The 25,038-nt window shown below is 69.5% G+C and carries 25 protein-coding genes; 20 read left to right on the top strand and 5 right to left on the bottom strand.

Features of this window, described 5'->3' with window-relative positions; translation table 11 throughout:
* Positions 1 to 24: 24 nt before the first annotated feature.
* Positions 25 to 2,640, top strand: a complete 2,616-nt coding sequence (locus tag AB0M56_RS00430; protein WP_364169216.1) for a transglycosylase domain-containing protein — start codon at positions 25 to 27, stop codon at positions 2,638 to 2,640.
* Between the two features lie 129 nt (positions 2,641 to 2,769).
* On the opposite strand, the gene AB0M56_RS00425 is transcribed toward AB0M56_RS00430, so the two are convergent.
* Positions 2,770 to 3,834, bottom strand: coding sequence for a Gfo/Idh/MocA family oxidoreductase (locus AB0M56_RS00425; protein ID WP_364169213.1), 1,065 nt, complete (start codon positions 3,832 to 3,834; stop codon positions 2,770 to 2,772).
* A gap of 57 nt (positions 3,835 to 3,891) precedes the next feature.
* Between AB0M56_RS00425 and AB0M56_RS00420 the strand changes: the two genes are divergently transcribed.
* Positions 3,892 to 4,959, top strand: coding sequence for an ROK family transcriptional regulator (locus AB0M56_RS00420; RefSeq protein WP_364169210.1), 1,068 nt, complete (start codon positions 3,892 to 3,894; stop codon positions 4,957 to 4,959).
* A gap of 36 nt (positions 4,960 to 4,995) precedes the next feature.
* Positions 4,996 to 6,579, top strand: a complete 1,584-nt coding sequence (locus AB0M56_RS00415) for a glycosyltransferase 87 family protein (RefSeq protein ID WP_364169207.1) — start codon at positions 4,996 to 4,998, stop codon at positions 6,577 to 6,579.
* Here AB0M56_RS00415 and AB0M56_RS00410 read toward each other — a convergent pair.
* Entirely contained in the window at positions 6,576 to 7,349 is a 774-nt protein-coding gene (locus tag AB0M56_RS00410) for a deoxyribonuclease IV (protein WP_364169205.1), read from the bottom strand. The two genes, AB0M56_RS00415 and AB0M56_RS00410, sit on opposite strands and share 4 nt — an antisense overlap.
* A 111-nt stretch (positions 7,350 to 7,460) precedes the next feature.
* Between AB0M56_RS00410 and AB0M56_RS00405 the strand changes: the two genes are divergently transcribed.
* The 15 genes from AB0M56_RS00405 (at position 7,461) to AB0M56_RS00335 (ending at position 19,526) form a co-directional block, all read left to right on the top strand.
* Positions 7,461 to 8,297, top strand: coding sequence for a hypothetical protein (locus AB0M56_RS00405; RefSeq protein WP_364169203.1), 837 nt, complete (start codon positions 7,461 to 7,463; stop codon positions 8,295 to 8,297).
* A gap of 138 nt (positions 8,298 to 8,435) precedes the next feature.
* On the top strand, positions 8,436 to 9,425 hold the full coding sequence (locus AB0M56_RS00400; protein ID WP_364169200.1) for a hypothetical protein: 990 nt from the start codon (positions 8,436 to 8,438) through the stop codon (positions 9,423 to 9,425).
* 28 nt (positions 9,426 to 9,453) lie between these two features.
* Positions 9,454 to 10,353, top strand: coding sequence for a hypothetical protein (locus AB0M56_RS00395; protein ID WP_364169197.1), 900 nt, complete (start codon positions 9,454 to 9,456; stop codon positions 10,351 to 10,353).
* A gap of 104 nt (positions 10,354 to 10,457) precedes the next feature.
* On the top strand, positions 10,458 to 10,784 hold the full coding sequence (gene rpsF, locus AB0M56_RS00390) for a 30S ribosomal protein S6 (protein WP_220245346.1): 327 nt from the start codon (positions 10,458 to 10,460) through the stop codon (positions 10,782 to 10,784).
* 17 nt (positions 10,785 to 10,801) lie between these two features.
* The gene (locus tag AB0M56_RS00385; protein WP_364169194.1) at positions 10,802 to 11,320 is read left to right on the top strand and encodes a single-stranded DNA-binding protein; all 519 of its coding nucleotides are present in this window, start codon (positions 10,802 to 10,804) and stop codon (positions 11,318 to 11,320) included.
* Positions 11,321 to 11,362: 42 nt separating this feature from the next.
* On the top strand, positions 11,363 to 11,611 hold the full coding sequence (gene rpsR / locus AB0M56_RS00380; RefSeq protein WP_003098744.1) for a 30S ribosomal protein S18: 249 nt from the start codon (positions 11,363 to 11,365) through the stop codon (positions 11,609 to 11,611).
* An 11-nt stretch (positions 11,612 to 11,622) separates the two neighbouring features.
* Positions 11,623 to 12,084 carry a 50S ribosomal protein L9 gene (gene rplI, locus AB0M56_RS00375; RefSeq protein ID WP_220245348.1) on the top strand — a complete coding sequence of 154 codons (462 nt, stop codon included), beginning with the start codon at positions 11,623 to 11,625 and terminating at the stop codon, positions 12,082 to 12,084.
* Between the two features lie 153 nt (positions 12,085 to 12,237).
* Complete coding sequence (locus AB0M56_RS00370) at positions 12,238 to 12,834, top strand: DUF3558 domain-containing protein (RefSeq protein ID WP_364169191.1); 597 nt, start codon at positions 12,238 to 12,240, stop codon at positions 12,832 to 12,834.
* 168 nt (positions 12,835 to 13,002) lie between these two features.
* Positions 13,003 to 13,662 (top strand): DUF3558 domain-containing protein, encoded by a 660-nt coding sequence (locus AB0M56_RS00365; protein WP_364170690.1) that lies wholly within the window; start codon positions 13,003 to 13,005, stop codon positions 13,660 to 13,662.
* 5 nt (positions 13,663 to 13,667) lie between these two features.
* Positions 13,668 to 14,030 carry a hypothetical protein gene (locus tag AB0M56_RS00360; RefSeq protein ID WP_364169189.1) on the top strand — a complete coding sequence of 121 codons (363 nt, stop codon included), beginning with the start codon at positions 13,668 to 13,670 and terminating at the stop codon, positions 14,028 to 14,030.
* Positions 14,031 to 14,037: 7 nt separating this feature from the next.
* The gene (locus AB0M56_RS00355) at positions 14,038 to 14,634 is read left to right on the top strand and encodes a DUF3558 domain-containing protein (protein WP_364169186.1); all 597 of its coding nucleotides are present in this window, start codon (positions 14,038 to 14,040) and stop codon (positions 14,632 to 14,634) included.
* 42 nt (positions 14,635 to 14,676) lie between these two features.
* Positions 14,677 to 16,056, top strand: coding sequence for a hypothetical protein (locus AB0M56_RS00350; RefSeq protein ID WP_364169183.1), 1,380 nt, complete (start codon positions 14,677 to 14,679; stop codon positions 16,054 to 16,056).
* A gap of 11 nt (positions 16,057 to 16,067) precedes the next feature.
* Positions 16,068 to 16,865, top strand: a complete 798-nt coding sequence (locus tag AB0M56_RS00345; protein ID WP_364169180.1) for an ESX secretion-associated protein EspG — start codon at positions 16,068 to 16,070, stop codon at positions 16,863 to 16,865.
* Between the two features lie 701 nt (positions 16,866 to 17,566).
* Positions 17,567 to 18,973: a replicative DNA helicase gene (gene dnaB / locus AB0M56_RS00340; RefSeq protein ID WP_360607003.1), complete on the top strand. Its 1,407-nt coding sequence runs from the start codon at positions 17,567 to 17,569 to the stop codon at positions 18,971 to 18,973.
* 7 nt (positions 18,974 to 18,980) lie between these two features.
* The gene (locus AB0M56_RS00335) at positions 18,981 to 19,526 is read left to right on the top strand and encodes a GNAT family protein (RefSeq protein WP_364169178.1); all 546 of its coding nucleotides are present in this window, start codon (positions 18,981 to 18,983) and stop codon (positions 19,524 to 19,526) included.
* Between the two features lie 9 nt (positions 19,527 to 19,535).
* On the opposite strand, the gene AB0M56_RS00330 is transcribed toward AB0M56_RS00335, so the two are convergent.
* Positions 19,536 to 19,952, bottom strand: coding sequence for a hypothetical protein (locus tag AB0M56_RS00330; protein ID WP_364169175.1), 417 nt, complete (start codon positions 19,950 to 19,952; stop codon positions 19,536 to 19,538).
* A gap of 23 nt (positions 19,953 to 19,975) precedes the next feature.
* The gene (locus tag AB0M56_RS00325; protein ID WP_364169172.1) at positions 19,976 to 20,431 is read right to left on the bottom strand and encodes a MarR family transcriptional regulator; all 456 of its coding nucleotides are present in this window, start codon (positions 20,429 to 20,431) and stop codon (positions 19,976 to 19,978) included.
* A 65-nt stretch (positions 20,432 to 20,496) separates the two neighbouring features.
* On the opposite strand from AB0M56_RS00325, the gene AB0M56_RS00320 reads away from it, so the two are divergent.
* Together AB0M56_RS00320 and AB0M56_RS00315 are read left to right on the top strand one after the other, a co-directional pair.
* On the top strand, positions 20,497 to 20,883 hold the full coding sequence (locus tag AB0M56_RS00320) for a MarR family transcriptional regulator (RefSeq protein WP_364169169.1): 387 nt from the start codon (positions 20,497 to 20,499) through the stop codon (positions 20,881 to 20,883).
* A 69-nt stretch (positions 20,884 to 20,952) separates the two neighbouring features.
* Positions 20,953 to 21,720, top strand: coding sequence for a class III extradiol ring-cleavage dioxygenase (locus AB0M56_RS00315; protein WP_364169167.1), 768 nt, complete (start codon positions 20,953 to 20,955; stop codon positions 21,718 to 21,720).
* A 63-nt stretch (positions 21,721 to 21,783) separates the two neighbouring features.
* Here AB0M56_RS00315 and AB0M56_RS00310 read toward each other — a convergent pair whose 3' ends face one another.
* On the bottom strand, positions 21,784 to 24,930 hold the full coding sequence (locus AB0M56_RS00310) for a PE-PGRS family protein (protein ID WP_364169164.1): 3,147 nt from the start codon (positions 24,928 to 24,930) through the stop codon (positions 21,784 to 21,786).
* Positions 24,931 to 25,038 lie beyond the last annotated feature (108 nt).

Raw genomic sequence — 25,038 nt, 5'->3', positions numbered from 1 at the left:
CGCGTCCGAGAAGAGGATCCGCACGTGAACGACGACCGCAACCGCTCCTGGCCCGACCGGGATCCCGATCCGCGGCGTCAACCACCCCCCGCGGACCGTCAGGGACCGCCGCCGTGGGCGCGCAACCAGCCGCCTCCGGGTGGTGCCCCTCGGACGCCCCCGCCCGGCACTCCCGCGCAGCCCGGTCAGCCGCCGCGCGCGCCCCGGAACCGTCCCGGCACGCCGCCGCCCGGCTTCCGGCAGCCGCCGCCCCCGGGCGCGCGCCGCCCGACCCCGCCGCCGCGTCGTGAGCCGGAGCTGATGACGCACCACGTGCACAACGGCACCGCCGACGACGGCTACGACGCCCGGTACGACTCCGGGGGACCGCTCGACCCCGATGACGTCTACCCGGAGGAGCCGGAGCTCGACAAGAAGGGCAGGCCGGTCCTCACGGCCGCGCAGAAGAAGAAGCGGCGCTGGAAGATCATCCGGCGCAGCATCTACGCGTTCGTCGGTGTCTTCATCGTGATCCCCGCGATCGCGTTCGTCATCACGTACTTCAGCGTCGACGTGCCTTCGCCGCAGAGCGTGGCGCAGGGGCAGAGCCAGGCCGTCACGTACCTCTACGCCGACGGCAGTCCGATGGGCAAGGACGTGCCCCCGGGCGGCAACCGGCAGATCCTGACGCCGGACCAGATTCCCGACGTCGTCAAGCACGCCGTGACCGCGACCGAGGACGCGTCGTTCGAGACCAACTCGGGCTTCGACGTCACGGGCATCCTGCGCGCCGTCTACAACCAGGTCACCGGCGGCACCGGCGGTGGCTCGACGATTTCCCAGCAGTACATCAAGAAGGCCACCGACAACGACGCGCCCACGCTCACCCGTAAATGGACCGAGCTGGCGAAGTCGTTCAAGATGAACCAGACGTACTCGAAACAGGACATCATCACCTCGTACCTCAACATCATCTACTTCGGGCGCGGTGCGTACGGCATCGGCGCGGCGTCGCAGGCCTTCTTCCACAAGGACGTCAAGGACCTCAACTTCTCCGAAGCCGCGCTGCTCGCCGGCCTCATCCAGCAGCCGGGCCGCTCGGAGAACTCGAAGGTGGCCCACGACCGCTGGAACACCGCGCTCGACCGCATGGTGGAGAACCACTACATCACCGCGGCCGACCGCAAGGCCGCGCAGTTCCCCACGCCGATCCCGCTGTCGGAGAGCAAGGACGACTCGGGCGCGCCCTACGCCTTTATCTCCGACCAGGTGAAGACCGAGCTCGCGGCCCACGGCATCCCGGAGGACAAGTACTACGCCGGCGGCTACACGATCCAGACGACCATCGACAAGAAGGCGCAGGACCTCGCCGAGCAGGCGGGTGCCGACGCGCTGGCGAAGCAGTCGGACAAGCGGCTGCTCGACGCGCTCGTGGCCGTGGACCCGAAGACCGGCGGCGTGCTCGCGTACTACGGCGGGCCCACGATCGTCGATGTGAACGGCCAGAAACAGGCCGCGCGCGACTGGGCCGACACGCCCCAGAACCCCGGTTCGTCGATGAAGCCGTACGACCTCACGGCGTTCCTCAAGATGGGCAAGGGGATCAACTCGACCTTCGACGGCCGCAACAACCGCGAGTTCGACGGGCGCATCGTGCGCAACGCCGGTGACAGCGACAGCTGCTCGGAGCAGTGCACCGTCGCCGAGGCCATGAAGATCTCGGCGAACACGGTGTTCTACGACATGGTCCTCAACGTCACCAAGCAGGGCCCGGTCGAGCAGGCCGCCGAGGAAGCCGGGGTGAAGACCAAGGACAACGGCGGCGGCAACTCGCAGATCGACATCTCGAACAACAACATCTCGCTCGGCGGTGGCGACACCAAGATCACTCCGGCCGACCAGGCGTCGGGCTACGCCACCTTCGCGGGCGACGGCCAGCAGCGCGACCGCCATTTCGTGCTGAAGGTGACGAACTCGCAGAACGAGGTGGCGTACGAAGCCCAGGCGCAGCCGGCCAAGTCGGCGTTCGCCGACGGCGACTCCGACCTGAGCAAGCAGATCGCGGGCAACGTGACCGAGGCGCTCAAGCCCGTGATCGGCTTCTCGAAACTGAAGTGCCCGTCGGGCCACGAATGCGCCGGCAAGACGGGGACGCAGCAGCACACGAAGCGCGCGGGGGAGCCCGCCTCGGCTGCCAACGCCAACGCGCAGACGTGGATGGTCGGCTACACGCCTTCGGTCTCCGTGGCGGTGTGGGTCGGCGGCGACGGCGACCTGGACCTGCACGGCAAGGGCAGCGCGCCGATCTTCGGGTCCACGATCGCCGGCCCGCTGTGGCAGAAGTTCATGACGACCTACCTCGCGGGCAAGCCGGCCGAGCGCTTCTCCCAGGTGGATCTGATCGGCGACGCGGCCCCGCCGTCCGGCCCGCCGAGCGACACGAACACCCCGCCGGGGGACATCACGCCGACCGACAACCCGGACGACCCGAACAACCCCGGCGGCAACGGCAACACCCCGGTGAACCCCGGCGACCCGAACGGCCCTGGCGGCAACTTCCCGTCGTTCCCGTCACACACGCCCAAGCCGCCGAAGCATCCGCCGTCAGGTGACCCCACCGACACGGGGGTTCCCGGCGACACGGGCGATCCCACCGAATAGCCAGGGCGTCGCAAGAGAAAAGGCTCCCCCCATCCGGGTTTCCGGACGGGGGGAGCCTTTTTCGCGCCCGCAAAGGAAAAGCGGGGAGGCCGCGAGCTCGACACTGGGGGTTGCCGAGGTCGCGGCGAGCTACTCGAGCCTGATCACGCGGCCTTCGGCGCCGGAGCGGTGGGCCGCCTCGATCACGCGCAACGCGGCCACGGAACCGGCCGGATCCACGGGGAATGCCGCTTCGCCGCGCAACGCGTCGCGCACCTGGGCGTAGAAGTCCTCATAGCGGCCGACTTCGGTGGGCACGGTCTCGGTGTGGTCCGTGCCGTCGTCAACGCCGAGGGTGCCGGCGTCGGCTGCGGGCTCGACGCCCCAGCCCTCGTCACCGGGGCGCAGGCCGTCCTTGATCTGGGGTTCTTGCACGTCGAGGCCGTACTTGGTGAAGGCGGCGCGGTCGCCGAGCACGCGGAACCGCGGGTTGCGCGTGGCGGCCAAGGCGGAGGCCCACAGGTGCGAGCGGACTCCGTTGGCGTGGTGCAGCGCGACGAAAACGTCGTCGTCCACCTGCACGCCGGCACGGCGGCGGTCGACCTCCGCGTAGACCTGTGTGACCGGGCCGAACAGCTGCAGGGCCTGGTCGACGATGTGCGCGCCGAGGTCGTAGAGCAGGCCACCGGCCTCGGCGGGATCGCCGAACTCGCGCCAGTTGTCCTTGATCTTCGGCACCCAGCGGTCGTAGCGGGACTCGAAGCGGAACACGTCGCCGAGTCGGCCGGACTCGATCACATTGCGCACGGTGAGGAAATCGGAGTCCCAGCGGCGGTTCTGGAAGACGGTGAGGCCGACGCCCTTGGCCTTCGCCGCCGCCACGACCTGCTCGGCCTCGGCCGCGGTCGGCGCGAACGGCTTGTCCACGACCACGGGCAGTCCGAGCTCGACGGCGCGCAGCGCGAGCGGCACGTGGGTACGGTTCGGGGTGCTCACCACGACGAGGTCGAGGTCGCCCGCCTGGGCGAACAACGCGTCGGCGTCGGGCACGATCTCTGTGCCGGGGTACTCCGCGCGGGCCTGGCCGGCGCGTTCCGGGTTCGCCGTCACGATCGCCGCGGGCACCAGACCCGGCGTCGAAGCAACCAGCGGCGCGTGGAAGACGCGGCCCCCGATGCCGTAACCGAGGATGCCGACTCGCAAGTCATCAGCCATGCCGCTCATTAAACAACACTGTTGCGTAACTAGCCAGTTCTTCGGGAGGATCTCCGGATGGCCGAAACCGGAGTCAACCTGCGTGGGCTGCGCCGCTTCAACAGAGCGCTGCTGCTCGGTCACATCCTGCGCGCGGGCGGGCTCAGCCGCGTGGAGCTGGCCGAACGCACGGGGCTGACGCAGCAGGCGGTGTCGAAGATCGTCGCCGAGCTGCTCGAGACGCAGCTGCTCGACGTCGAGCGCCAGGCCGCGGCCGGAGTCGGCAAGCCGCGCACGCAGCTGCGGATCCGGCCGTCGGCGAAGTGCGCCCTCGGCGCGCAGCTGGACCGCGACGGGTTCCTCGTGCTGCGCACGGGCTTGTCCGGTCAGATCGAGGACACCGTCGAAGGTCCGCTCCCCGTCGGTTTCACGCCCGAACAGGCGGTGGCCGCCGTGGTGGACGCGACGCGCAAGCTGCTCGCCGACGTCGACCCGGCGCGGGTGCTGGGCCTCGGCGTCGGGGCGGTGGGACCGCTCGACCGCCGCGAAGGCCGCGTCCGCGACGCCACGAACATGCCGGGCTGGCACGACGTGCCCCTTCGCGACCTCCTCGCCGAGCGCACGGGACTGCCCGTGACGCTCGACAAGAACACGAACTCCGCCGCGGTCGCCCACACGTGGCCCGACACGCCGGAGACCGCCACCGCCGTGGTGCTCGTGGGCACCGGCATCGGCGTCGGGCTGCTGGTCGACGGCAACGTCTACCGCGGCCCGCGCACCAACGCCGGTGAGTTCGGCCACACCACGATCTCCTACGACGGCCCGCGCTGCGCCTGCGGACGACGCGGCTGCGTCGAGATCATGCACCGCTCCGCGGCCACCCCCGCCGAGGCCGCGCGGCTGCTGGGGATCGGCCTCGCCGACCTCGTGCAGGTCCTGGACCTGGAGCGGATCGTGTTGTTCGGCCGCGCCATCCGCGCGGCGCCCGACGTCTACCGGGACACGGTGGCGGCGGAGCTGAGCGAGCTGCTGCCGGTGCCGCACTGGCAGCGCATCGACGTGGAGCTGAGCGACCTCGGGGAGGAAGCCGTGGCCCTCGGTGGGGCTTTCGAGGTGCTTGCCGGGTTCTACTCCGACCCTAAATGACAGGCGCCTGACCTGCGGGCAGATAGCATCCGCGACGTGCCCGACCAAGCCACCGCCGAAGAGCCGGACGCGGCTCCCCGCACGCTGACGCCAGCGGAGCGGATCGTGCCGAGCTGGAACGACCCGCTGGCCGCCGCGGCGACCAGACCGATCGGCGGTCCGCTCGGTGAGCACGCGGCCGTGGGCCGGCATTGGTTCTGGTCACCGCAGCGCGTGGGACTGGGCCTGGCGATCCTCGCGCTGGTGCTGTGCTGGTTCGGCAAGGCGTCCTGCATCCAGCAGTACCAGGACTCCACGGGCGCGTCGCAGCTCGACTGGCGAGCGGGCCGCCCGTTCGTCGCGATGTGCTACTCGGACATCGTGCCGCTCTACAGCTCCGAGCGGCTCAACGACCCGAAGACCTTCCCGTACGTCACGTCCTGGAAAGAGGACACGCAGACGGCGGAGAACCAGACCCGGTACATGGAGTACCCGGCTTTGACGGGCCTGTTCCAGTGGGTCAACGCGAAGCTCGCCGCGGGCTGGCTCTCGGTCGCGAACTCCGGCTGGCTGCCGGGCGCGCTACCGGTGGCGATCTACTTCAACATCTCCGCGTTCTGGCTCGCGCTCGCGTGGCTGATCACGGTGTGGGCGACCGGGCGCACGATGAAACGCCGGCCGTGGGACGCGGTGCTGGTGGCGATCTCGCCGCTGGTGCTGGTGCAGGCGTTCACGAATTTCGACGCCATCGCCACGGCGTGCACCGCCGCGGGGATCCTCGCGTGGTCGCAAAAACGGCCGGAGATCGCCGGCGTGCTGCTGGGGCTCGGTGCCGCGGCGAAGCTGTACCCGTTGCTGTTGCTCGGGGTGCTGTTCGTGCTCTGCCTGCGCGCGGGGAAGCTGCGTGCGTGGGGCAGAACGGCGGCGTTCATCCTGCTCACGTGGCTGATCGTGAACGTGCCGTTCATCCTCGTGGCCACGCGCGGGTGGTGGGAGTTCTTCCGGCTCAACACGTTGCGGCCGATGGACCCGGACTCGCTCTACAACGTCATCTCCTACACCACGGGCTGGACCGGCTTCGACGGCGTGCTCCAAAAAGGACAGACGCCGGCGATCCTCAACACCGTGATCGCCGTGCTGTTCCTGCTCTGCTGCGCCGGAATCGCGTACGTCGCCCTCACCGCGCCGCGGCGGCCGCGCTTCGGCCAGCTCGCCTTCCTCGTGGTGGCGGCGTTCCTGCTGACCAACAAGGTGTGGAGCCCGCAGTACTCGCTGTGGCTCGTGCCCCTGGCGGTGCTCGCGATCCCGCGCTGGCGGCTGCTGCTGAGCTGGATGGTGATCGACGCGCTGGTGTGGGCGCCGCGGATGTTCTACTACCTCGGCATCGACCACAAGGGACTGCCGGAGGGCTGGTTCCTCGGCACGGTCGTGGTGCGCGACCTCGCCGTGGTGGGCCTCTGCGTGCTGGTGATCCGCGAGATCTACCGGCCGCGCACGGACCTCATCCGGCTCGCCGGAGACGACGACCCGGCGGGCGGCGTGCTCGAACGGGCGCGTGACCGCGTGAAGTTCGCGGGCTTCGGGAAGCACCGCCGGGCTGTGCCGACGATGCCCCCCGCGCCTCCCGTTCCCGAGCCCTAGGCGGTCTGCTTGCGCAGGAAGGCGATGTCGGCCGCCTGGCCCTCGCTCGGCGTCTCCACGACGACGGGCGCGCCGGCCTTGCGGACGACGTCGGCGAGCAGCTCGGGGTCGATGGTCCCTTCGCCGCCGACGACGTTGGCGTGGCGGTCGCGGTTGGAGCCGAACTCGTCGCGCGAGTTGTTGAGGTGCACCAGGTCGATGCGGCCGGTGATGGCCTTGACCTTCTCGACGGCGTCGGCCAGCTCCCAGCCCGCGGCGTAGGCGTGGCAGGTGTCGAGGCAGAACCCGGCGCCGAACTCGCCGACCTCGTCCCACAGGCGCGCGATCACGTCGAGCTCGCGGGTCATCGCGTTCTCGCCGCCCGCGGTGTTCTCGATGAGGATCGGCACGGCGAAGCCACCCTTGTCCGCTTCGCGCTCGAAGAGCTTGCGCCAGTTGACCAGGCCCTCGGCCACGTCGTCGCCCGCGCCCACGTGGCCGCCGTGCACGATGAGTCCCTTCGCGCCGATTGCGGCGGCGCCGGTGGCGTGCTGCGCGACGTTCTTGCGCGACGGGATGCGGATGCGGTTGTTCAGCGACGCCACGTTGATCAGGTACGGCGCGTGGATGAACACCTCGACCGGCGACTCCTTGATCGCGTCCCCGAACGGGTGCGGTTTCGGAGCCTTCCACCCCTGCGGGTCGGACAGGAAGAACTGGACGACGTCGGCTTCTCGCTCGGCTACGGCGGCCAGCGGATCGTCGTCGCGGACATGGGCGCCAATCTGCATGCCAGCACGCTACCCCCGGGTGAATCCGCACCTGACGCCCCAGTTGGTGACGCTCGTGGAGTACCGTGAGCGCGTTCCGTGATCCAGTTCGGGCCGTCGGAGGGGTTTTGCATGGGGAAGCACGCCGCCCGGATCACCACGTTGGGGATCGCCGTCGCGATGCCGGTTCTCTCGGCCGCACTCGCGCTCCCCGCCACGGCTTCCGCGGACCCCAGCCCCACGCTCGACGGCGACTGCTCGGCCACGCTGCAGAACGGCAAGTCCGGCAACGGCCTGTCGCTCGACGCGGGCGCGCCGCTCAACGCCCCCGACCGCCTCACCGTCGGCCTCGACTCGAAGGCCAAGCAGTCGGACGGGAACAACCCGCTCTTCACGCTCCCGGTGGGCGATGTCGTGCGCGGCCTCGGTGTCGGCGAGGTGCCGGTGGTCGGTGACGCGACGACGAACGCCGTCTGCCCGCTCGCGCAGAACACGGCGAACGGCGTCGGCAACACCACGCAGAGCCTGGTCGGCGGTGTGACCGCGCCCGTCGTGCCGGCGCCGCCCACCGACAACCCGCCGGACGACAACCCGCCCGGGACGCCTCCCGGCACCCCGCCCGGTGGACCTGGCGGACCGGGGCAGCCCGGCGCCCCCGGCAGCAGCCTCGACCCGGTGATCACCGGCTCGGGCGACCTGTCCGGCCTCGACTCCATCGCGGGCATCTTCACCAACGCCGCCATGCTCCCGTCCGGGCTCGTGCAGGCGCCGCCGGTGATCACGCAGGTCATCCCGGGCCAGCTGCCCGCGGACCAGGTGCCGACCGTCGACGCGAAGAAGTCGGGCACCGCCGAAGCACTGCCGGCCGTGACGCCGCCGGCGAAGCTGCCGATGCTCATCGCGGTGCTCGCGCTGGCCATCGTCGCGGCGGCACTCGTGCGGGCGTGGCTGCGCCGCAAGACCGCCTGATCGACACGTGCGGTGACACCCGCTTCCACCCGAATGCCTGACATCGGTGGCTGAGCGGGCGTCACTCGTTCCCGTTACCGTCGTTGTCCAGGGGAGACAGGTTCGGACCGGACCGGGGTACAGGGGTCGGAGGGCTCGATGGCCAGGCAGCACCGCACACGCAGGGCCACCGCGGTGGGAGCCGCCGCCTTCGTGCTGGCCGGCTCGGCCGCGCTCGCCGCGCCGACGACCGCTGTTGCGTCTCCGGAGACGATCGTGGCCAAGTGCGGCGACACGATCACCGCGCATCCGGGAGACACGGTCCAGGTCAAGCCCCTTCTGGGCCTGCCGGTCGACCTCGGTGTGGTTGGCAAGGTGTCCGGGGTGCTGACCGGGGCCGTCGACTCGGTTCTCGGTGCCCTGTGCAAGGTCACGGTGAACGTGGTCGACACCGTCGTCGCGCCGGTGCCCGTGGTCGGTGCACCGGCCGCGGGGGCGCTGAACCAGACCGTCTCGGGAACCACGAACACGCTGCAGCAGGGCGTCGATTCGACGCAACGCGCGCTGACGGGCGGGGCGCCCGCGCAGCAGAACCCCGGCAGCCCGCAGCAGCCGCCGGCGACCGGTCCCGGCGCGCCGCAGGGCGGCACTCCCGCCGGGCAGACGCCGATCCCGCCGGTGAACAGCCCGTTGCTGCCGTTCTCGGGCGGTGGCGGCGGCGGTCTCGCGTCGCTGTTCCCGGGCTTCGCGAACTTCTCGAACCTGCCGTTCAGCACCGGCTACGCGCCGATGCGCGATTACAGCGACATCCCGATGGCAATGGCCGGGCTGTTCTCGCCGTCGCCCGCGCTGCGCTACGGCAGCCAGATCCCGGGGTACGCGCCGCAGTACGGCCTCTCGAACCCGGCTCAGCCGTCGGCCGGGAACGCCAGCGTGCAGAACGCGGGCGAGGCGCAGGCGTTACCGCCCACCGGGGATAACCACACGAACGGGTTGGACTGGCCCGTGCTGGTGGCAGTTCTTGCACTCTCCGGAGTCAGCGCGGGCCTGGTTCGCACCTGGGTCCTCCGCCGAATGGCCGCTGCGAGTCAGGCCGACTCACCAGTATCTTTTCGGGGTCTCCTTCGTTCTACCTGTCGCGATGGTTGACGCCCACAGATCCTGGAGGACCACGCTCGTGCCGAAGAACCCCACCTGGCTGAGAACTCGGCGCGTACTCAGCGTCACCGCGCTGGCGGCCCTGGTGACCGGCGGCGCGTTCCTCGGCTCGGGCATCGCTTCGGCGGCCACGACCCTCGCCAACCAGTGCACGGGCTCGGTCAGCGGCAGCATGGGCGACACCGTCGCGTTGCCGGGCTCCTCCGTCAGCGCGCTCGCGAAGCAGGCCGCGGCGGCGAAGCAGCAGTCGCTGCTGTGGATCATCCCGCTCAACGGCGTGGACCCCAACGGCGTGGCCAACGCGCTGTCCGCGAAAACGCTCACGATCGGCACCGTGCCCAGCTCGTCCGGCGGCACCATCGACGGCAAGACCATCGGCAGCGCCGTCAACGAGGCGCTGCAGGGCAACGCCTCGCTCGGCTGGAGCGCCGACACGAAGAAGCAGGTCCTCGACGCGATCACCAGCTCGGTCACCTCGAACTGCGACCTGACGACGCTCGCCACGAACTACACACCGCCGACCTCGTCGTCGACGCCGCCGAGCAGCAGCTCGCCTTCGACCAGTACCTCGCCCTCGAACTCCGAGGGCGGCCCGCTCGCGAACCTGATCCCCGGGTCCGCCGGCACCGCGCCGCAGCGCGACTACAACGGCATCCCGACCGCGACGCCCGGCACCGCCGTCGCCCCCGGCATCCGCTACCCGGCCAACGGCACGCTGCCCGGCTCGGCCGCGCCCGTGACCGGTGGCCAGGACACGCAGAGCCAGGGCCCGGACGTGCGCAACGCCGGCAACGCGGAGTCGCTCGCGACCTCCGGCGGCGCGTCCGACATCCAGCTGCCGATGCTGCTCGCGGTGATCGTGCTGGCGGGTGTGACGGCCGGGCTGGTGCGCACCTGGGCGCTGCGCCGGGCCTCCTGACAGGCCTCCCGGCAAGACTGTCGGCACCCCCAGGTACTCTTACCTGGACAAACCCTCCTGCCACGGACAGTCCGTGGCCGCGAGCCCATAGGAGGTGAGTGGTTGTGTCACGCCATTACGAGGTAATGGTCATCCTGGACCCCACGCTCGACGAGCGCACGGTCGCCCCCACGCTGGACAACTTCCTCAACGTGATCCGCACTTCGGGCGGAAGCGTCGAGAAGGTCGACGTCTGGGGCCGTCGTCGCCTGGCGTACGAGATCAAGAAGCACGCCGAGGGCATCTACGCGCTGCTCGACCTGAACTCCGACTCCGACGCGGTCAAGGAACTCGACCGTCAGCTGTCGCTGCAGGAGACCGTGCTGCGCACCAAGGTCATGCGCCGCGAGGTCAAGCGCGCCGCGGCCAAGCCCGTCGCCGCCAAGGCCTGAGCCGAAGGGACGTCCCCGTGGCTGGAGACACCGTCATCACGGTGGTCGGAAACCTGACCTCCGACCCGGAACTGCGTTTCACCCCGTCCGGCGCGGCGGTCGCGAACTTCACGGTCGCGTCCACCCCGCGCACCCTCGACCGGCAGTCCGGCGAGTGGAAGGACGGCGAGGCGCTGTTCCTGCGCTGCAACATCTGGCGCCAGGCGGCGGAGAACGTCGCCGAGTCGCTCACCCGCGGCGCCCGTGTGGTCGTGCAGGGCCGGCTCAAGCAGCGGTCCTTCGAGACCAAAGAAGGCGAGAAGCGCACCGTCGTCGAGCTCGAGGTCGACGAGATCGGGCCCTCGCTGCGGTACGCCACGGCGAAGGTCAACAAGGTCAGCCGCGGTGGCGGCGGTGACTTCGGCGGCGGAGGCGGTGGCGGCGGCAACCGCGGAGGCGGCGGTGGCGGCGGCATGCCGGCCGACGACCCGTGGGGCTCCGCGCCCCCCGCAGGCGGCGGTGGCGGCGGCGGTTTCGCCGACGAACCCCCGTTCTGATCTCGTACTTTTACACCCAAGATTTGAATCCAGGAGAACACAGTGGCCAAGCCACCCATCCGTAAGCCCAAGAAGAAGGTCTGCGTGTTCTGCAAGGCCGAGAAGAAGGGCCGCCCGGAACTGATCGACTACAAGGACACCAACCTGCTGCGGAAGTACATCTCCGACCGCGGCAAGATCCGTGCCCGTCGCGTCACCGGCAACTGCAGCCAGCACCAGCGTGACATCGCCATCGCGGTGAAGAACTCGCGCGAGATGGCGCTGCTGCCCTACACCTCGACCGCTCGCTGAGGAGGCTCGTCATGGCGAAGATCATTCTCACCACCGACGTGGCGAACCTCGGTGGCCCCGGCGACATCGTCGAGGTCAAGGACGGTTACGCCCGCAACTACCTGCTGCCCCGCGGCTACGCCATCGTGGCCAGCAAGGGTGCCGAGAAGAACGTGCGCACCATCCAGCGCGCGCAGGAATCCCGGCGCATCCGCGACCTCGACCACGCCAAGGAAATCAAGGCGACCCTCGAGGGCCTCGGCGCCATCCAGCTGACGGGCAAGGCGGCGGAGGGCTCGAAGAAGCTCTTCGGCTCCATCACCGCCGGCGAGATCGTCGACGCGATCAAGGCCCAGGGCGGCCCGCTCCTCGACAAGCGCGTCCTGGACCTCCGCGACCACATCAAGACGGTCGGCAAGCACTCCGTCAACGCCCGCCTCCACCCCGACGTGAAGGTCGACGTCCGCCTCGAAGTCAAGGCGACTTCAGTCTGACGGTTTTGTTCTGACGAAGCGCCCCCGGGTTTCGGCCTGGGGGCGCTTTCTCTTGCGTCGGTCCGGCCACACAGCGGATCCGATCGACGACTGTTCGTTATCGTCAGAGCTGATCTTCGATCCGCTGGACAAGGCTGGAGTCCGATCGCCACCATGCCGCCCCGCACCGTCCGCTACGCCGCCTCCACCGCCGCTGCACTCACCGCGGCCATCCTGCTCGCCGCGTGCAGCGGCAGCTCGACCACTCCGCCCGGCCCGGCAAGCTCCGCAGCGGGCAGCACCGTCGAACCAGTACTTGAGATCTCGACCCCGCTGCCCACCGACGCGGTGTTGAACGATCCTTGCTCAGTGCTGAGCGCGGTCCAGGCCGCACAGATCGGCCTCAAGCGCGACGGCAAGCTCGACGACCGGTCTCCCAAGGCGTGCACCTGGGAATCCTCCGGAAACGCCGAGAACTCAGTGGGAATCGGCGCACTGCCGCAGAACAAGAACGGCCTTTCCGACATCTACTCGGGAAAGTCGTCGGCCGCCTACTTCACCCCGACCACGACCGGCGGATACCCGGCCGTCTTCACCGACAAGACCGACGACCGCTCTACAGGCTCGTGCCAGCTGTGGATCGGCATCACCGACCACCTCGCCGTCTCGGTGGGCACAGTGATCAACGTCGGCGCGAACAAGGCGGACCCGTGCCGGATTGCGCAGAGGGCAGGGCAGGCAATGATCGACCACCTCAAAGGCGCGGCGTAGCGTCGTCGAGGCCCTTTCGGGTGACCGACGCTGCGGAAGGAAATGGAGTGAATTCGGTGCGTTATCCTCGCGCTGATCTTGCTCGGCTTCGCGCACCGGGGGTTCCGCAATGGCACGCCGCCCTGTCCCGCTGATGGCCGCGGCCGCTGCGGCCGCCCCGCTGACCTCGTGCAGCGGACCCGCCAAACCTGCCGCCCCCACCACCACAGCGAGCGCCTCCGGTCCGCGGGTCCCCAAGCCCCTCCCGACCGACAGCTTGCTCAACGATCCGCGCAACGTCCCCTCCGCTGCCGAAGCCGCCCAAGTCGGCCTCGCTTACCCGGCCGACTCGTCAAAGAGACGCTCACGAGCTGCGCGTGGACCTCGTCGGGGAGCAAGCAGAACTTCGTTCACATCACCGCCCTTCCGCAGAACGATCACGGAATCAGCGACCTCTACAACCTGAAGTCCAACCAAGCATATTTCGAACCGACCTGGATCGCCGGTTATCCGGCGCTCTACGCCGACACCCAAGATGGTCGCAACGACGGCACCTGCACGCTGTGGGTGGGGATCACCGACAAGCTCGCGGCGTCGGTCCTCCCGCAAATCGGCATGGGCCGCACCAGGGACAATCCGTGCGGGGTCGCGCAGCAGGTCGCGACAGTGGTGATCAACCACCTGAAGCCCAATCCCGACCGCCCGGAACCCCAGGTCCAGGCCACCACAAGATCGATTTCGACCTGCTCTCGAACTCGCCTGAACCCGAGCGGGAACCAACGGCCGTGCGTTACCATCCAACCTGCTGATCTCGCCGTTTGGGGAGCGAGAGGTAGCCCAAGGGGGTAACGCCGATGTCCGAGATTCCACCTACTCCTCCGATCAAGGTGGGCAGTTACGGGACCGCCGGCGGGTATCAGTTCGAAGACGATGAGATCGACTCGGTCATCAAGCAGTGGCAGGACCTGCACGATCATCTGGGAGACGACCTCGTCGAGGCGCAGAAAATCGCCTACGTCAAGCCACCGGCCGACGAGTTCGCCAGCCACGACTTCGTGGACAAGGGCGCGAACCCCTCCGGGTACACACTGCTCGATCAGCACCAGCGCATGGTCGACTACGTCGCGGCTTTCATCACCGCACTGACGGCCGCGAAGAACAAGATCACGGTTCACGAACAGCAACAACGCGACAATCTCAACAAGACTGGAGCCTGAGCCCCGCATGCTGCCCCGCACCGTTCGCCTCACCGCTGCAACGATCGTCGCGCTCGGCCTGCTGACCGCTTGCAGCGGGGAAACCGGCGGCTCTGCCGATCCCTCGGCTTCTCCGAGCTCGAGTGGCGCGTCGAGCAGCGGCTCAGGCCCCAAAGTCCCCGCCGCGCTGCCCACCGGTGACCTGCTGAACAACCCGTGCAACGTCCTGAACGCGAGCGAAGCGGCCAAAGAAGGCCTCATGTTTCCGGGGCGAACGGTCAACGAGTCTTCCGTCAGTTGCTCGTTCAAATCCACGGGCAACCCGTTGAACTCCGTCAGCATCGGTGCGCTGCCCCAGAACAAGAACGGGATCAGCGACATCTACGACCAGAAGGCGCAATCCGCGTACTTCGAACCGGTGACGGTGAATGGCTATCCCGGCGTGCTCGCCGATGCTCATGACGGCAGGCCGTCAGGCAACTGCCAGCTGTGGCTCGGTGTCACCGACGAGCTCGCCGTTTCGATCATCCCGCAGATTTCAGCGGGCCAGCACAAGGCCGACCCGTGCGGTTTCGCGCAAGAGGTCGCCGGTGTGGTGGTCGACCATCTCAAGGCGGCGGCGTGATCACCACGCAGCCAGTATTCGGCTCGGAAGGAGTGGCGCATCATGGGGAATGACGCCAACACCATGGGCAAGGAGCTCAAGGGCATGGCGATCGGCGCGGGCTATGGTGCCGCGATCGGGTCCGTTGTGCCTGGGGTCGGTACCGCGGTCGGTGCCGGTGTGGGTGCGGTCGTCGGTGGCTTGGTCGGTATCTTCAGCGGCGGGCCCGAGGCACAGCAGCAGTCGGCCAACGTGGGCGGCCGGTCGATCGACGCATACACGATCTACCAGCGGATCCACGCAGGCGACCCGACCTCGCTCAACACCGGTGTCAGTGGCGCTGTGAACCTTCAGAAGATTCACAGCGGCCGGGTCACCGAAATCGACAACCTGAACAAGAAGATGGACGCCGCCTGGCAGGGCGGCGGTGCGACGGCCGCTCAAGCCGGAGCCCACCCTCTCGGTCTCTGGTTGCAGGACTCGGTCAACAACCTCGGTAAGAGCCACACCTACCTCAACACGCAGGTCGACTGCTTCGGCACCGTCAAGTCGAAGGTGCAGGACATCCCGAAGGACCCGCCGTCGGCTGGGTTTCTCGACGGTGTCAACCCGTTCAGCGACAAAGACGACGAGATCAACTCGTACAACAACAACGCGAAGGCGAACGTCGACGCGTACAACAGCTACTACAGCGCTTCAGGCGCGAACGCGCAGGGCTTGCCGCAGTACAGCGCTTGGCAGGGCAACAATCTGTCGAACGGACCGGGTGGCCCGAATGTGCCGGGCGGGCCCGGCGGTGGCGGCAAGGTCCCGAGCGTGGGCGGCGGTCCTGGTGGTGGCGGAGGCAGCTTCAACCCCGCGAACATGCCCAAGTTCGACGCCAAGCCCACCGACTTTTCCACCAACCACACGGGCGTCAACGACCCGAACAACCCCAACAACACCGGCATCCCGACTGGGACCTACACCCCGCCCGGCTCCGACTCCACGACCGCGCAGGGCTTCACGCCCTCGTCGTTCGACTCGAGCGGGTTCGGGCCCGGTGGGGCCGGCGGATTCGGGCCGGGCGGCGGCGCCGGAAGCTTCGGGGCCGGTGGCAGCGGCGGCGGGTTCGGTGGTGGCGGCGCCGGCTCCGGTGCTGTTGCCGGCTTCGGGCCGGGGGCGTTTGGCGCCGGCGCGGGCTTCGGTCCCGGCGGTGCCGCTTCGGGTGCCGCAGAAGGGCTCGGCGGAGCCGGGGGCGCCCGCGGCGGGGCGATGGGTGCCGGAATGGGGGCGGCCGGCAAGGCCGGTGCCTCGGGCATGGGCGGCATGGGCGCCGGCGGCGCGAAGGGCGGCAAGGGCACCGAGGACGAGGAACACCAGACCAAGTACCTCGTCGAAGAAGATGCCAACGAGCTGTTCGGCACCGACGAGTTGACCGCGCCACCCGTGATCGGTGAATGAGGCCTAACGACGTGATCACCCTTGATCAACCGAACAAGTTCACCCTCCCGACGCTGTTCAACCTGATCAAGCGCCGGGGCGGTGAGCCGCACCAGGTCATCGCGGACATGCCGGTCTTCCTGGACCCGGATGCCGAGCGGACGATCGACCAGGACGTGAACAATGTCCTGACCGAGATCGGGCTGATGGGTCCGCGCGGCATGGACCGCGACCTGCTTGCGCTCGTCGAGTCGATCTGTCACCCGCAGATCGAGTACTACGGCTGGTTCGACGGGCAGTTCGACGACGGCAGCCCCTCGAACTACGCCGTGCTGGTCGGTAGCGGCAACGGCGGCGGCTTCGCGCTGCTCCGGGTCATCGGCGAGCAAACGGTCACCGTCACGCGGCAGCGGCCCGACCTGCTGCTGCCGACGTTCCTCGACCTGCTCCCCTTCGCTCAAGGGGCACAGGGGCAGCCTCTGGTCACGAGCAAGTCCGAGTTCGAGAGTGGCCACGCCGCGGGGTCCGAGGACGTGTCGCAGCGGTCGATCATGCAGACCGGGCGGAACGAGGCGCTCGCGCCTTTGAAGGAGATTCAGCGGATCCTGAAGGCGCCGCGGACCGGGGCGGGGTCGTTGTACGTCGCGGCGCGGTCGAACGGGGGGCGGCGCCGGCGGATTCCGAAGCCGATCAACTTCGTGGACACCGCCGAGGGGCGCTGGTTGATGGAGGAGCGGCCCGGGCGGGACGATTCGCTCGTCGTGTTCACGCCGGGTACGCCGAAGGCGATCGGGGATCGGTTGCGGACCGCGCAGAGCGCGTTGGGCTGACCCGTTAGAGCGCTACTCCGGGTGGGATTTCGAGTGCGGCACGTTCAGATGGCCGCCAGGTGAACCCCACCCAGTTTTTGTATTGCGACCGGCCTACCAGCGTGTTCTCACTCAGCGGTTACTCAGAGCACCAAAACGCCGGTGCGCGGCCGGTGCGATCGCTCGTTCAGCCCACCGTGTCACGCTTCTACGCTCCGTAGCATTCATCCACAGGCATGTGCGCACCCGCCCGGGCGACACGCCGAACGACGCGCCACGCGCGACACGCCGGACGAGTTTCGACAAAGTTCTCCACAGTCTCTACACAGGGCTTGACCTGGGGTTTCCTTGAAGCTGATCAGCACTGTCCCCAACTTGTCCACAGCGTGGCGGCTGCCTGTGACTGGTTACCTCCAGTCGTCCACAAGTTATCCACAGGACGGTCAACACCCGGAATTGCGCTCCTCCGTCCGGGGGATCTAGCGTGCCCTCTCGGCCAGCACTCACGGTGGCGCCCGGCGTGGCAAGTCATCGGTGAGGGGGACGCCGGTCCATCATCAACGAGGGCCCGGCGGTTGGGCTGGGAAAGTCGGAGAGGATCCGGCATACTCGAACAGGTGTTCGCACGAGGAGAGCTCGCGCGACACCGTTCGACACAGGACGTGACGAGTGGCAGGGGATGACCGCGGCTTTGCCCGCCGGTCGAGGAGGTGTCCGGGGCGGTGGCGCTGACCGACGACCGCGGTCCGATGTACGACGCGGACTCCGACCCGGGGCCGAGTGACCCGGGGCCGGGCGGGTTCGACCGGCAGCCGCCGCAGGACATGGCGGCGGAGCAGTCGGTGCTGGGCGGCATGCTGCTGTCGAAAGACGCAATCGCCGACGTGATCGAGGCGCTCGGGCCCGGCGACTTCTACCGGCCCGCGCACCAGGCCGTGTACGACTGCATCCTCGACCTCTACGGCCGCGGCGAGCCCGCCGACCCGATCACAGTGTCGGCGGAGCTGGAGCGCCGCGGCGAGCTCGGCCGCGTCGGCGGGGCGCCGTACCTGCACACGCTCATCGCGACCGTCCCCACCGCGGCCAACGCCGGGTACTACGCCGAGATCGTCGCCGAGAAGGCGGTGCTGCGCCGGCTTGTGGAGGCAGGCACGCGCATCGTGCAGTACGGCTACGGCGCGGCGGCCGCCGACGGCGCCAACATCGACGAGGTCGTCGACCGCGCGCAGGCCGCGATCTACGACGTCACCGAGCGCCGCACCAGCGAGGACTACGTCGCGCTCGAAGACCTCCTGCAGCCGACCATGGACGAGATCGACGCGATCGCGTCGCGCGGTGGCCAGTCGCAGGGCATCCCGACCGGGTTCGCCGACTTCGACGAGCTCACCAACGGCCTTCACCCCGGCCAGATGATCATCGTCGCCGCCCGCCCCGGTGTCGGTAAGTCGACGCTGGGCCTGGACTTCGTGCGTTCGGCGTCGATCCGCCACGGCCTGACCAGCGTCATCTTCTCGCTGGAAATGAGCCGCACCGAGATCGTGATGCGCATGCTCTCGGCCGAGGCCAAGATCCGCCTCGCCGACATGCGCGGTGGCAAGATGTCCGACGACGACTGGACGCGTCTGGCCCGCCGCATGAGCGAGGTCTCGGAGGCGCCGCTGTTCGTCGACGACTCGCCGAACATGACGATGATGGAGATCCGCGCGAAGGCCCGCCGGCTCAAGCAGCGCCACGACCTCAAGCTCGTGGTCGTCGACTACCTCCAGCTGATGACGTCGGGCAAGCGCGTCGAGTCGCGGCAGCAGGAAGTCTCGGAGTTCTCGCGGCAGCTCAAGCTGCTCGCGAAGGAAATCGAAGTGCCGGTCATCGCGATCTCCCAGCTCAACCGTGGTCCGGAACAGCGCACCGACAAGAAGCCGATGCTGTCCGACCTCCGTGAGTCGGGCTCCCTGGAGCAGGACGCCGACATCGTCATCCTGATCAACCGCCCCGACGCCTGGGAACGCGACGACCCCCGCGCCGGCGAAGCCGACCTGATCCTGGCAAAGCACCGCGCCGGCCCGACGAGCACGATCGTCGTCGCGCACCAGCTGCACTACAGCCGCTTCGCCGACCTCGCGCACGACTAGCCCCGCCGTGTCCGAAGCGGTCCCCACGTTCGGCGACGTGCGACTGCGCGCCTTCGAAGACCGGGACGTGGACATGATCATCGACTTGTCGACCGAGCCCTACATCCCGACCATCGGGTCCCTCTTCGGCAACTCCAACCGGGACGACGCCCGCGCGTACCTCCGGCGACAGCACGACCGCCTCGACGTCGGGCTCGGCTACGCGTTCTGCGTGGCGTCCGCGAGAACCGACGAAGCGCTGGGCACGATCGGCCTGCACCTCGCCGCCCTCACCGCCGGCCGGGCGACCGCGGGGTACGCCATCGCCCCCGCCCACCGCGGCAGGGGGTTCGCGCGGCAGGCACTCACCGCGCTGACGCGGTTCGCCTGGTCGATCCCGGACCTGCACCGGATCGAGCTGTACATCGAACCGTGGAACGTCGCCTCCGTGCGCACGGCCGAGGCCGCGGGCTACGAGCGCGAAGGTCTGCTCCGCAGCCACCAGGAAATCGGCGGCCGACGGGTGGACATGCTGCTGTACGCCGCGATCAAGCAGGCTGACCAGCCGAGGTAGCCAGGCGGTTCAGCTGGGACGCCAAGCGGCCATTGCGGTGTATTCGGCACGCAGCACGGGCGGCAGAGTCGCCGCGGCGGCCTGTTCCGATTCAGACAGGTAAGTGAACATCTCCACGAAGCCGACCGCGATCGCGTTCCCGACCTGGGGATCGGACTTGAACTCGGCAGCCAGCACGGCCGCGACGGCGCCGGCCTGCTCGAACTGATCGGGATCGACATCGCGGCGGTGCCAGGCGGCGAGGTACCAGACGCCGAGGGCGTCGAAGTACATCGTCGGCAGCAGTTGGCGGTGGTCGCCGAGGTGTTCGGTCATCAGGGCCGCCGCGTGCGGTGCCGCGTCGGCGGCGGCGCGGGCCACGCGGGGCTGCTCGGGGGACGCGAAAGGTTCGGCTCCCGCGCGGTCAGGGTCGTCCATGTCGATCACCCAGCCACCGTGGCTCTCGGCGGTCAGCGGCCGAGAGCCTCGTAGTTCGTGATGAAGCTCGTCAACAGGCGGGCGAACGTCGCGCGATCCTCGGCGCTCCACGGCGACATCGCCTCCGCGAAGACAGTCCTGCGGAACGTGTGCAGCGCGTCGAGCCGGGCGCGGCCGGCCGGGGTCAGCGCGAGGACCGTGCGACGGCCGTCGGATTGGTCGGCTTCCCGCTGCAGGTCGCCCTGGTCGACGGCGCGGGCGACGAGACGGCTGGCACGCGGCTGGTCGACGCCGAGCGCCAACGCGAGCGACGTGACGGTCGCCGGATCGTCACGGTCCGCGAAGTCCTCGACGACGTCGAGCAGTTCGATCACCGGGTCCAGGGCGTGCTGGCCACGGCCACGGGCGATGCGGGTGAGGGCGCGGCGCTGCTGACTCCGGCGGATGGCGATCATGGCGCGCTCGACATCGGCCACCGGTTCCGGCATGGGGGTCCCCTCACGGAAGTACATGTACATTTACATGCAGTTGCTCTTCGACATAGGGAGTATCCATGAAACCCATCGGCTACTGGCTGCGGCACAACCACGAGTTGCTCGAAAAGGCCTTCGACCAGCCGCTCGGCACCTACCACCTCACGCGCCGCCAATGGCAGGTGCTCAACGCGGTCGCGCAAGGGGCGCACACCGTCGAACAAGTCGACGAAGCGCTGAAGCCCTTTGTCGCCCAAGAAGGCAGCATGGCCCGGCACCTCGGCGAGCTGCACCACCGAGGCTGGCTCACCCCGGACCACCAGCTCACCGCCGGAGGCCGGCGAGCCCATCAAACAATCGAGGCCGAAGTCCGAGCCTTCCGCGCCCGAGCCACCAACGGCATCGACGAGCAGGACTACCTCACCACTGTCCGCTCCCTGGAACGGATGGCCGAAAACCTCACCTGAGGAAATATCGCCGGGCCTCGCAGCGTCGCGTACTGTAGTAGTTGAAGTTTCAAACACTTGGAGGCACGCATGGCCCGCACCCCGGTTCTCTACCTCAGCCACGGTGCGCCGCCGCTCGCGGACGACGCGAGGTGGACGCGGCAGCTCGCCGGCTGGTCCGCGGACCTGCCGAAGCCCCAGGCGATCCTCGTCGTCTCGGCGCACTGGGAGGAAGCGCCGCTGACGCTCGGGGCGACCGAGACCGTCCCCCTCGTGTACGACTTCTGGGGCTTCCCCGACCGCTTCTACCAGGTGAAATACGCCGCACCGGGCGCGCCCGAACTGGCCGCGAAGGTGCGCAAGCTGCTGCACTCGACCACGCCCGTGCACGACGCGCCGGACCGCGGCCTCGACCACGGCGCGTACGTGCCGCTAGTCGAGATGTACCCCGACGCCGACATCCCCGTGCTGCAGGTCTCGATGCCTTCGCTCGACCCGCAGGCGCTGTTCGACCTCGGCCGCAAGCTCGCGCCGCTGCGCGACGAAGGCGTGCTGATTATCGGCAGCGGCTTCTTCACCCACAACCTCAGCGCCATGCGCGAGACCGACGGCACCGACGGCACGCCACCGCAGTGGTCCACCGAGTTCGACCACTGGGGCGACGAGGTCATCCAGCACGGCGACTTCGACGCACTGCTCGACTTCCAGCACAAAGCGCCGGCCGCAGCCGTCGCGCACCCGCGCATCGAGCATTTCGCACCGCTGTTCGTCACGCTCGGCGCGAGCGAGACGACCGGCCGCACCGTGATCGACGGGTTCTGGCACGGCCTCGCGAAGCGTTCGCTCGAATTTTCCTGACGCACAAAGAAACGGGCCCGGAAGCTGGCTGCTTCCGGGCCCGTTTCGGGTTCAGCTACATGCTCACTTCTTGAAGAAGCCGGTCACCTTCGCGGCCAGCTGCTGGATCATCGCCAGGGGCGAGGAGTCCATGCCCGACAGCGCCGGGACCTGAGCCACGGGCAGCGCCGGGACGGCGGGCAGCGCGGGCAGAGCCGGCAGACCCGCGGTCGGCAGCGCCGGGACACCCGACGTCGGCAGCGTGGCGGGCACGCCCGGCAGAGCCGGCAGCGCCGTCACGGCGGGGAGCTGCTGCAGCGTCGGCAGGTTCGCCTTCACCGGGAGCTGAGCCGGGACGGCCGGCAGGGCCGGCATGTCCGCGCGCTCGCCACCGACGGGCAGACCCGGCAGGTGCACGCCGCTACCCAGACCCGACACGGTCGGCAGGGAGGTGGCGCCCTTGAGCTGGCCCAGCTCGTTCAGGGCCGACAGCCCGCTGACCGGCAGGTCGGCGCGCTCGGCACCCGGCAGCATCGCCATGGCGGGCAGGCCCGGCAGAGCGCCGGCGGCCGGCAGGGCCGGCAGACCCGGCAGCGCGGGCAGACCCGGCGTGGCACCGGCGGCCGGCAGCGCCGACAGGGCCGGCAGCGCGGGCAGCTGAGCCGCACCGAGCTCGTTGCCGAGCGGGGTGTCGATCGACGGCTCGGACACGACGGTGTTGTCGGTGCCCTCCGCGGTCGCGGTGCCCAGCAGCTCCAGCGGGACGCCGAAGACCGGGACGTTGACCGGCAGGTGGTGGTAGAAGTTGTAGCCCGAGAGCGCACTTCCGTCACCGTCGGTGGTGGGGGTGCCACCGTTGGTCGCGGTGATGTTGTTGTCACCGGTCGCGTGGGCGACACCGGCCGCGGAAACGGCGTTGGTCACCACGTGCGGCACCGCGCTGACGGGGATGTCGAGGATGTTGCCCGAAACCGAGCCCTCGAGACCCGACGTGGTGTCGTCACCGGCAGCGGTCACGTCCTGCGTGTTCATGCTGTCGGCGGAGGACACGCCCGCCGCGGAAACCGAGTCCGCCACGACCGGGACGGCCGCCAGCGGGTCGGCACCGATGACGTTGCCCGCCACCGCGCCCGCGTCACCGTTGGTCAGCGCGGAGCCGCCCGCGGTCGACGCGACGTCGTTCGAACCGGCCGCGTGGCCCAGCGCCGCACCCGCGACACCGGTACCCGACGGGTTCACCGCACCGGCGACCGGCGCCTTGATGATGTTGCCGGCGAGGCCGCCGCCCTGGCCGTCGGTGCTGGCGTGGCCGCCCGCGGTCGAGTCGGTCAGGTTGTCGGCCTGCGCGGTGCCGATGCCGGCCACCGCGCCGCCGATCCCGTGGCCCTGGACGGGCAGCGAGACCGGGGCTTCGATGATGTTGCCCGCGCCCGCACCCTTGGTGCCGGTCGCGTGCGTGTCCCAGCCGGCACCCGAGGTGGTGTCGCCGGTGGCGTTGCCGTGGCCCTGGCCCACGAACGCGCCGCCGATGCCGAAGACCTGCACCGGGGCCGACACCGGGACGGTGCCGAGGTTCGAGCTCAGGAAGCCGTTGTCGTCGGCGGTGTTCCCGCCGCCGCCGGCCTGGACGACCTTGGTCTCGTGCGCGTCGGCCGAGCCCTGGCCGATGAACGAGCCGCCCACGCCGAAGACCTCGGCGGGCACGCCCACCGGGACCTGGACGACGTTGCCCGAGCCCGAGGAGTCGTTGCCCTGGCTGCCGTCGTAGCCACCGGCCGTGACGGTCTTGGTCTCGTTCGACGTGCCGGAGGCGTTGCCGATGTGGCTGCCGCCGATGCCGTGCACCTCGGGAGCGCCCGCCACCTGGCTGTTGACGACGTTGCCGCCCAGCACGGTGTCGTTGCCGCGGGTGTAGCTGCCGTTGCCCGCGTTGGCGTCGGTGGTGTTGTCGCACGCGGCGTGCGCGTTGCCGATGTAGGTGCCGCCGACGCCGCACGCCTCGACGGGCAGGGCCACGGCCGGGTCGACCACGTTGCCCGCGCCCGCGGCCTGCTGGCCCGAGGTCTTGACGAAGCCGCCGGAGTCGACGGTGCTCGAGTGCGAGCTGCCGACGGAGCGCTCGGGCGACATGCCCGTGGTCGCGTTGCCGATCCACGAACCCGCCACGCTCGCGACGTTCGCGATCGGGCTGAGCTGCGCGGCCGCGGCGTTGCCGCCGAGGAACGACTGGTCACCGTCGGTCTCGAGGTAGGTCGGCGTACCGCCCAGGCTGCCCGGCCGCTTGTCGCCCGCCTTCGCGTCGGCCGAGGAGGAGGACGTCGCGTCGGCGTCCGAGCCCCACACGCCACCGGCGTTGCCGTTGAACTTCACCGGCAGGGCGATGGGCGCGCCCACCACGTTGCCGGTGCCCGCGCCGCCCTTGCCGTCGGTCAGCGCGGAGCCGCCCGAGGTGGCCCTGGTGTCGGCGGTGTACTGGCTGTAGCCGTTGCCCAGGATCCAGGACGCGGCGTTGCCGGTCACCTGCACCGGGGTGGCGAACTGGCCGGCGACGACGTTGCCGGAGAGGCCAGAGCCCTTGCCGGTGGTGTCGATGTTGCCGGTCTCGGTGGTGCTCTGGCTGGCCGAGCCGCCGTGCACCGCACCGGACCCGCCCGCGAGGCCGACGCCGTTGCCGGCCAGCTGCACGGGGAGCGCCCAGTCGAGGGCGACGACGTTGCCCGCGAGCCCGGAGTTCTTGCCGGAGGTCGCGATGTCCTGGTTGTGCGAGTAGGTCTGCTCGTGCGACTTGCCGTCGACGTTCGCGTCACCCAGCACACCGACGGCGTTGTCGACGATCTGGATCGGCACGACGAGGTCGCCGGAGACCTTGTTGCCCTTGAGGGCGTCGTGGGTCGGCGTCAGCTGCCGCGGCGCATCGGCCTTCGGCAGGCTGTCCGTCAGGTTGCTCGCCGCACCGCCGGGGCTCTTCGCCGAAGCGAGCGCGTCCTTCACGGCGGAGGTGACGGGCTTGGTGCTGACCTCACCCTGGTAACCAGGAACGTCCACCTGACCCAGCGGGGTGCCGATGGCGTTGTTGTCGACGTCGACCGGAACGGTGACGTTGAGGTCGAGCGGGGAGGCCGGGGTGTCAGGGTTGACGTTTTCGTCGGCCGAGGCGATGCCGGTGCCCAGCATCAACAACCCACCCGTGACCAACGCGGTCTGGAGTCCGCGCTTTGCCCAGGTCTGCATGGGGTTTTTCTCCTTCATTTCGGGTTCCCTTGCGGGCTTGTGGAGGTGCGCTTTTCGCCGTGTTCATCGAGGGGAAATGCGCACCAGAGGGGTGGTGCGGTGCGAGCG

This window comes from Amycolatopsis sp. NPDC051372, from assembly GCF_040682095.1.
Classification (GTDB): Bacteria; Actinomycetota; Actinomycetes; order Mycobacteriales; family Pseudonocardiaceae; genus Amycolatopsis.
Note: the sequence above shows the minus strand (reverse complement) of the source record. Positions and strands in the feature narration are given on the sequence as shown.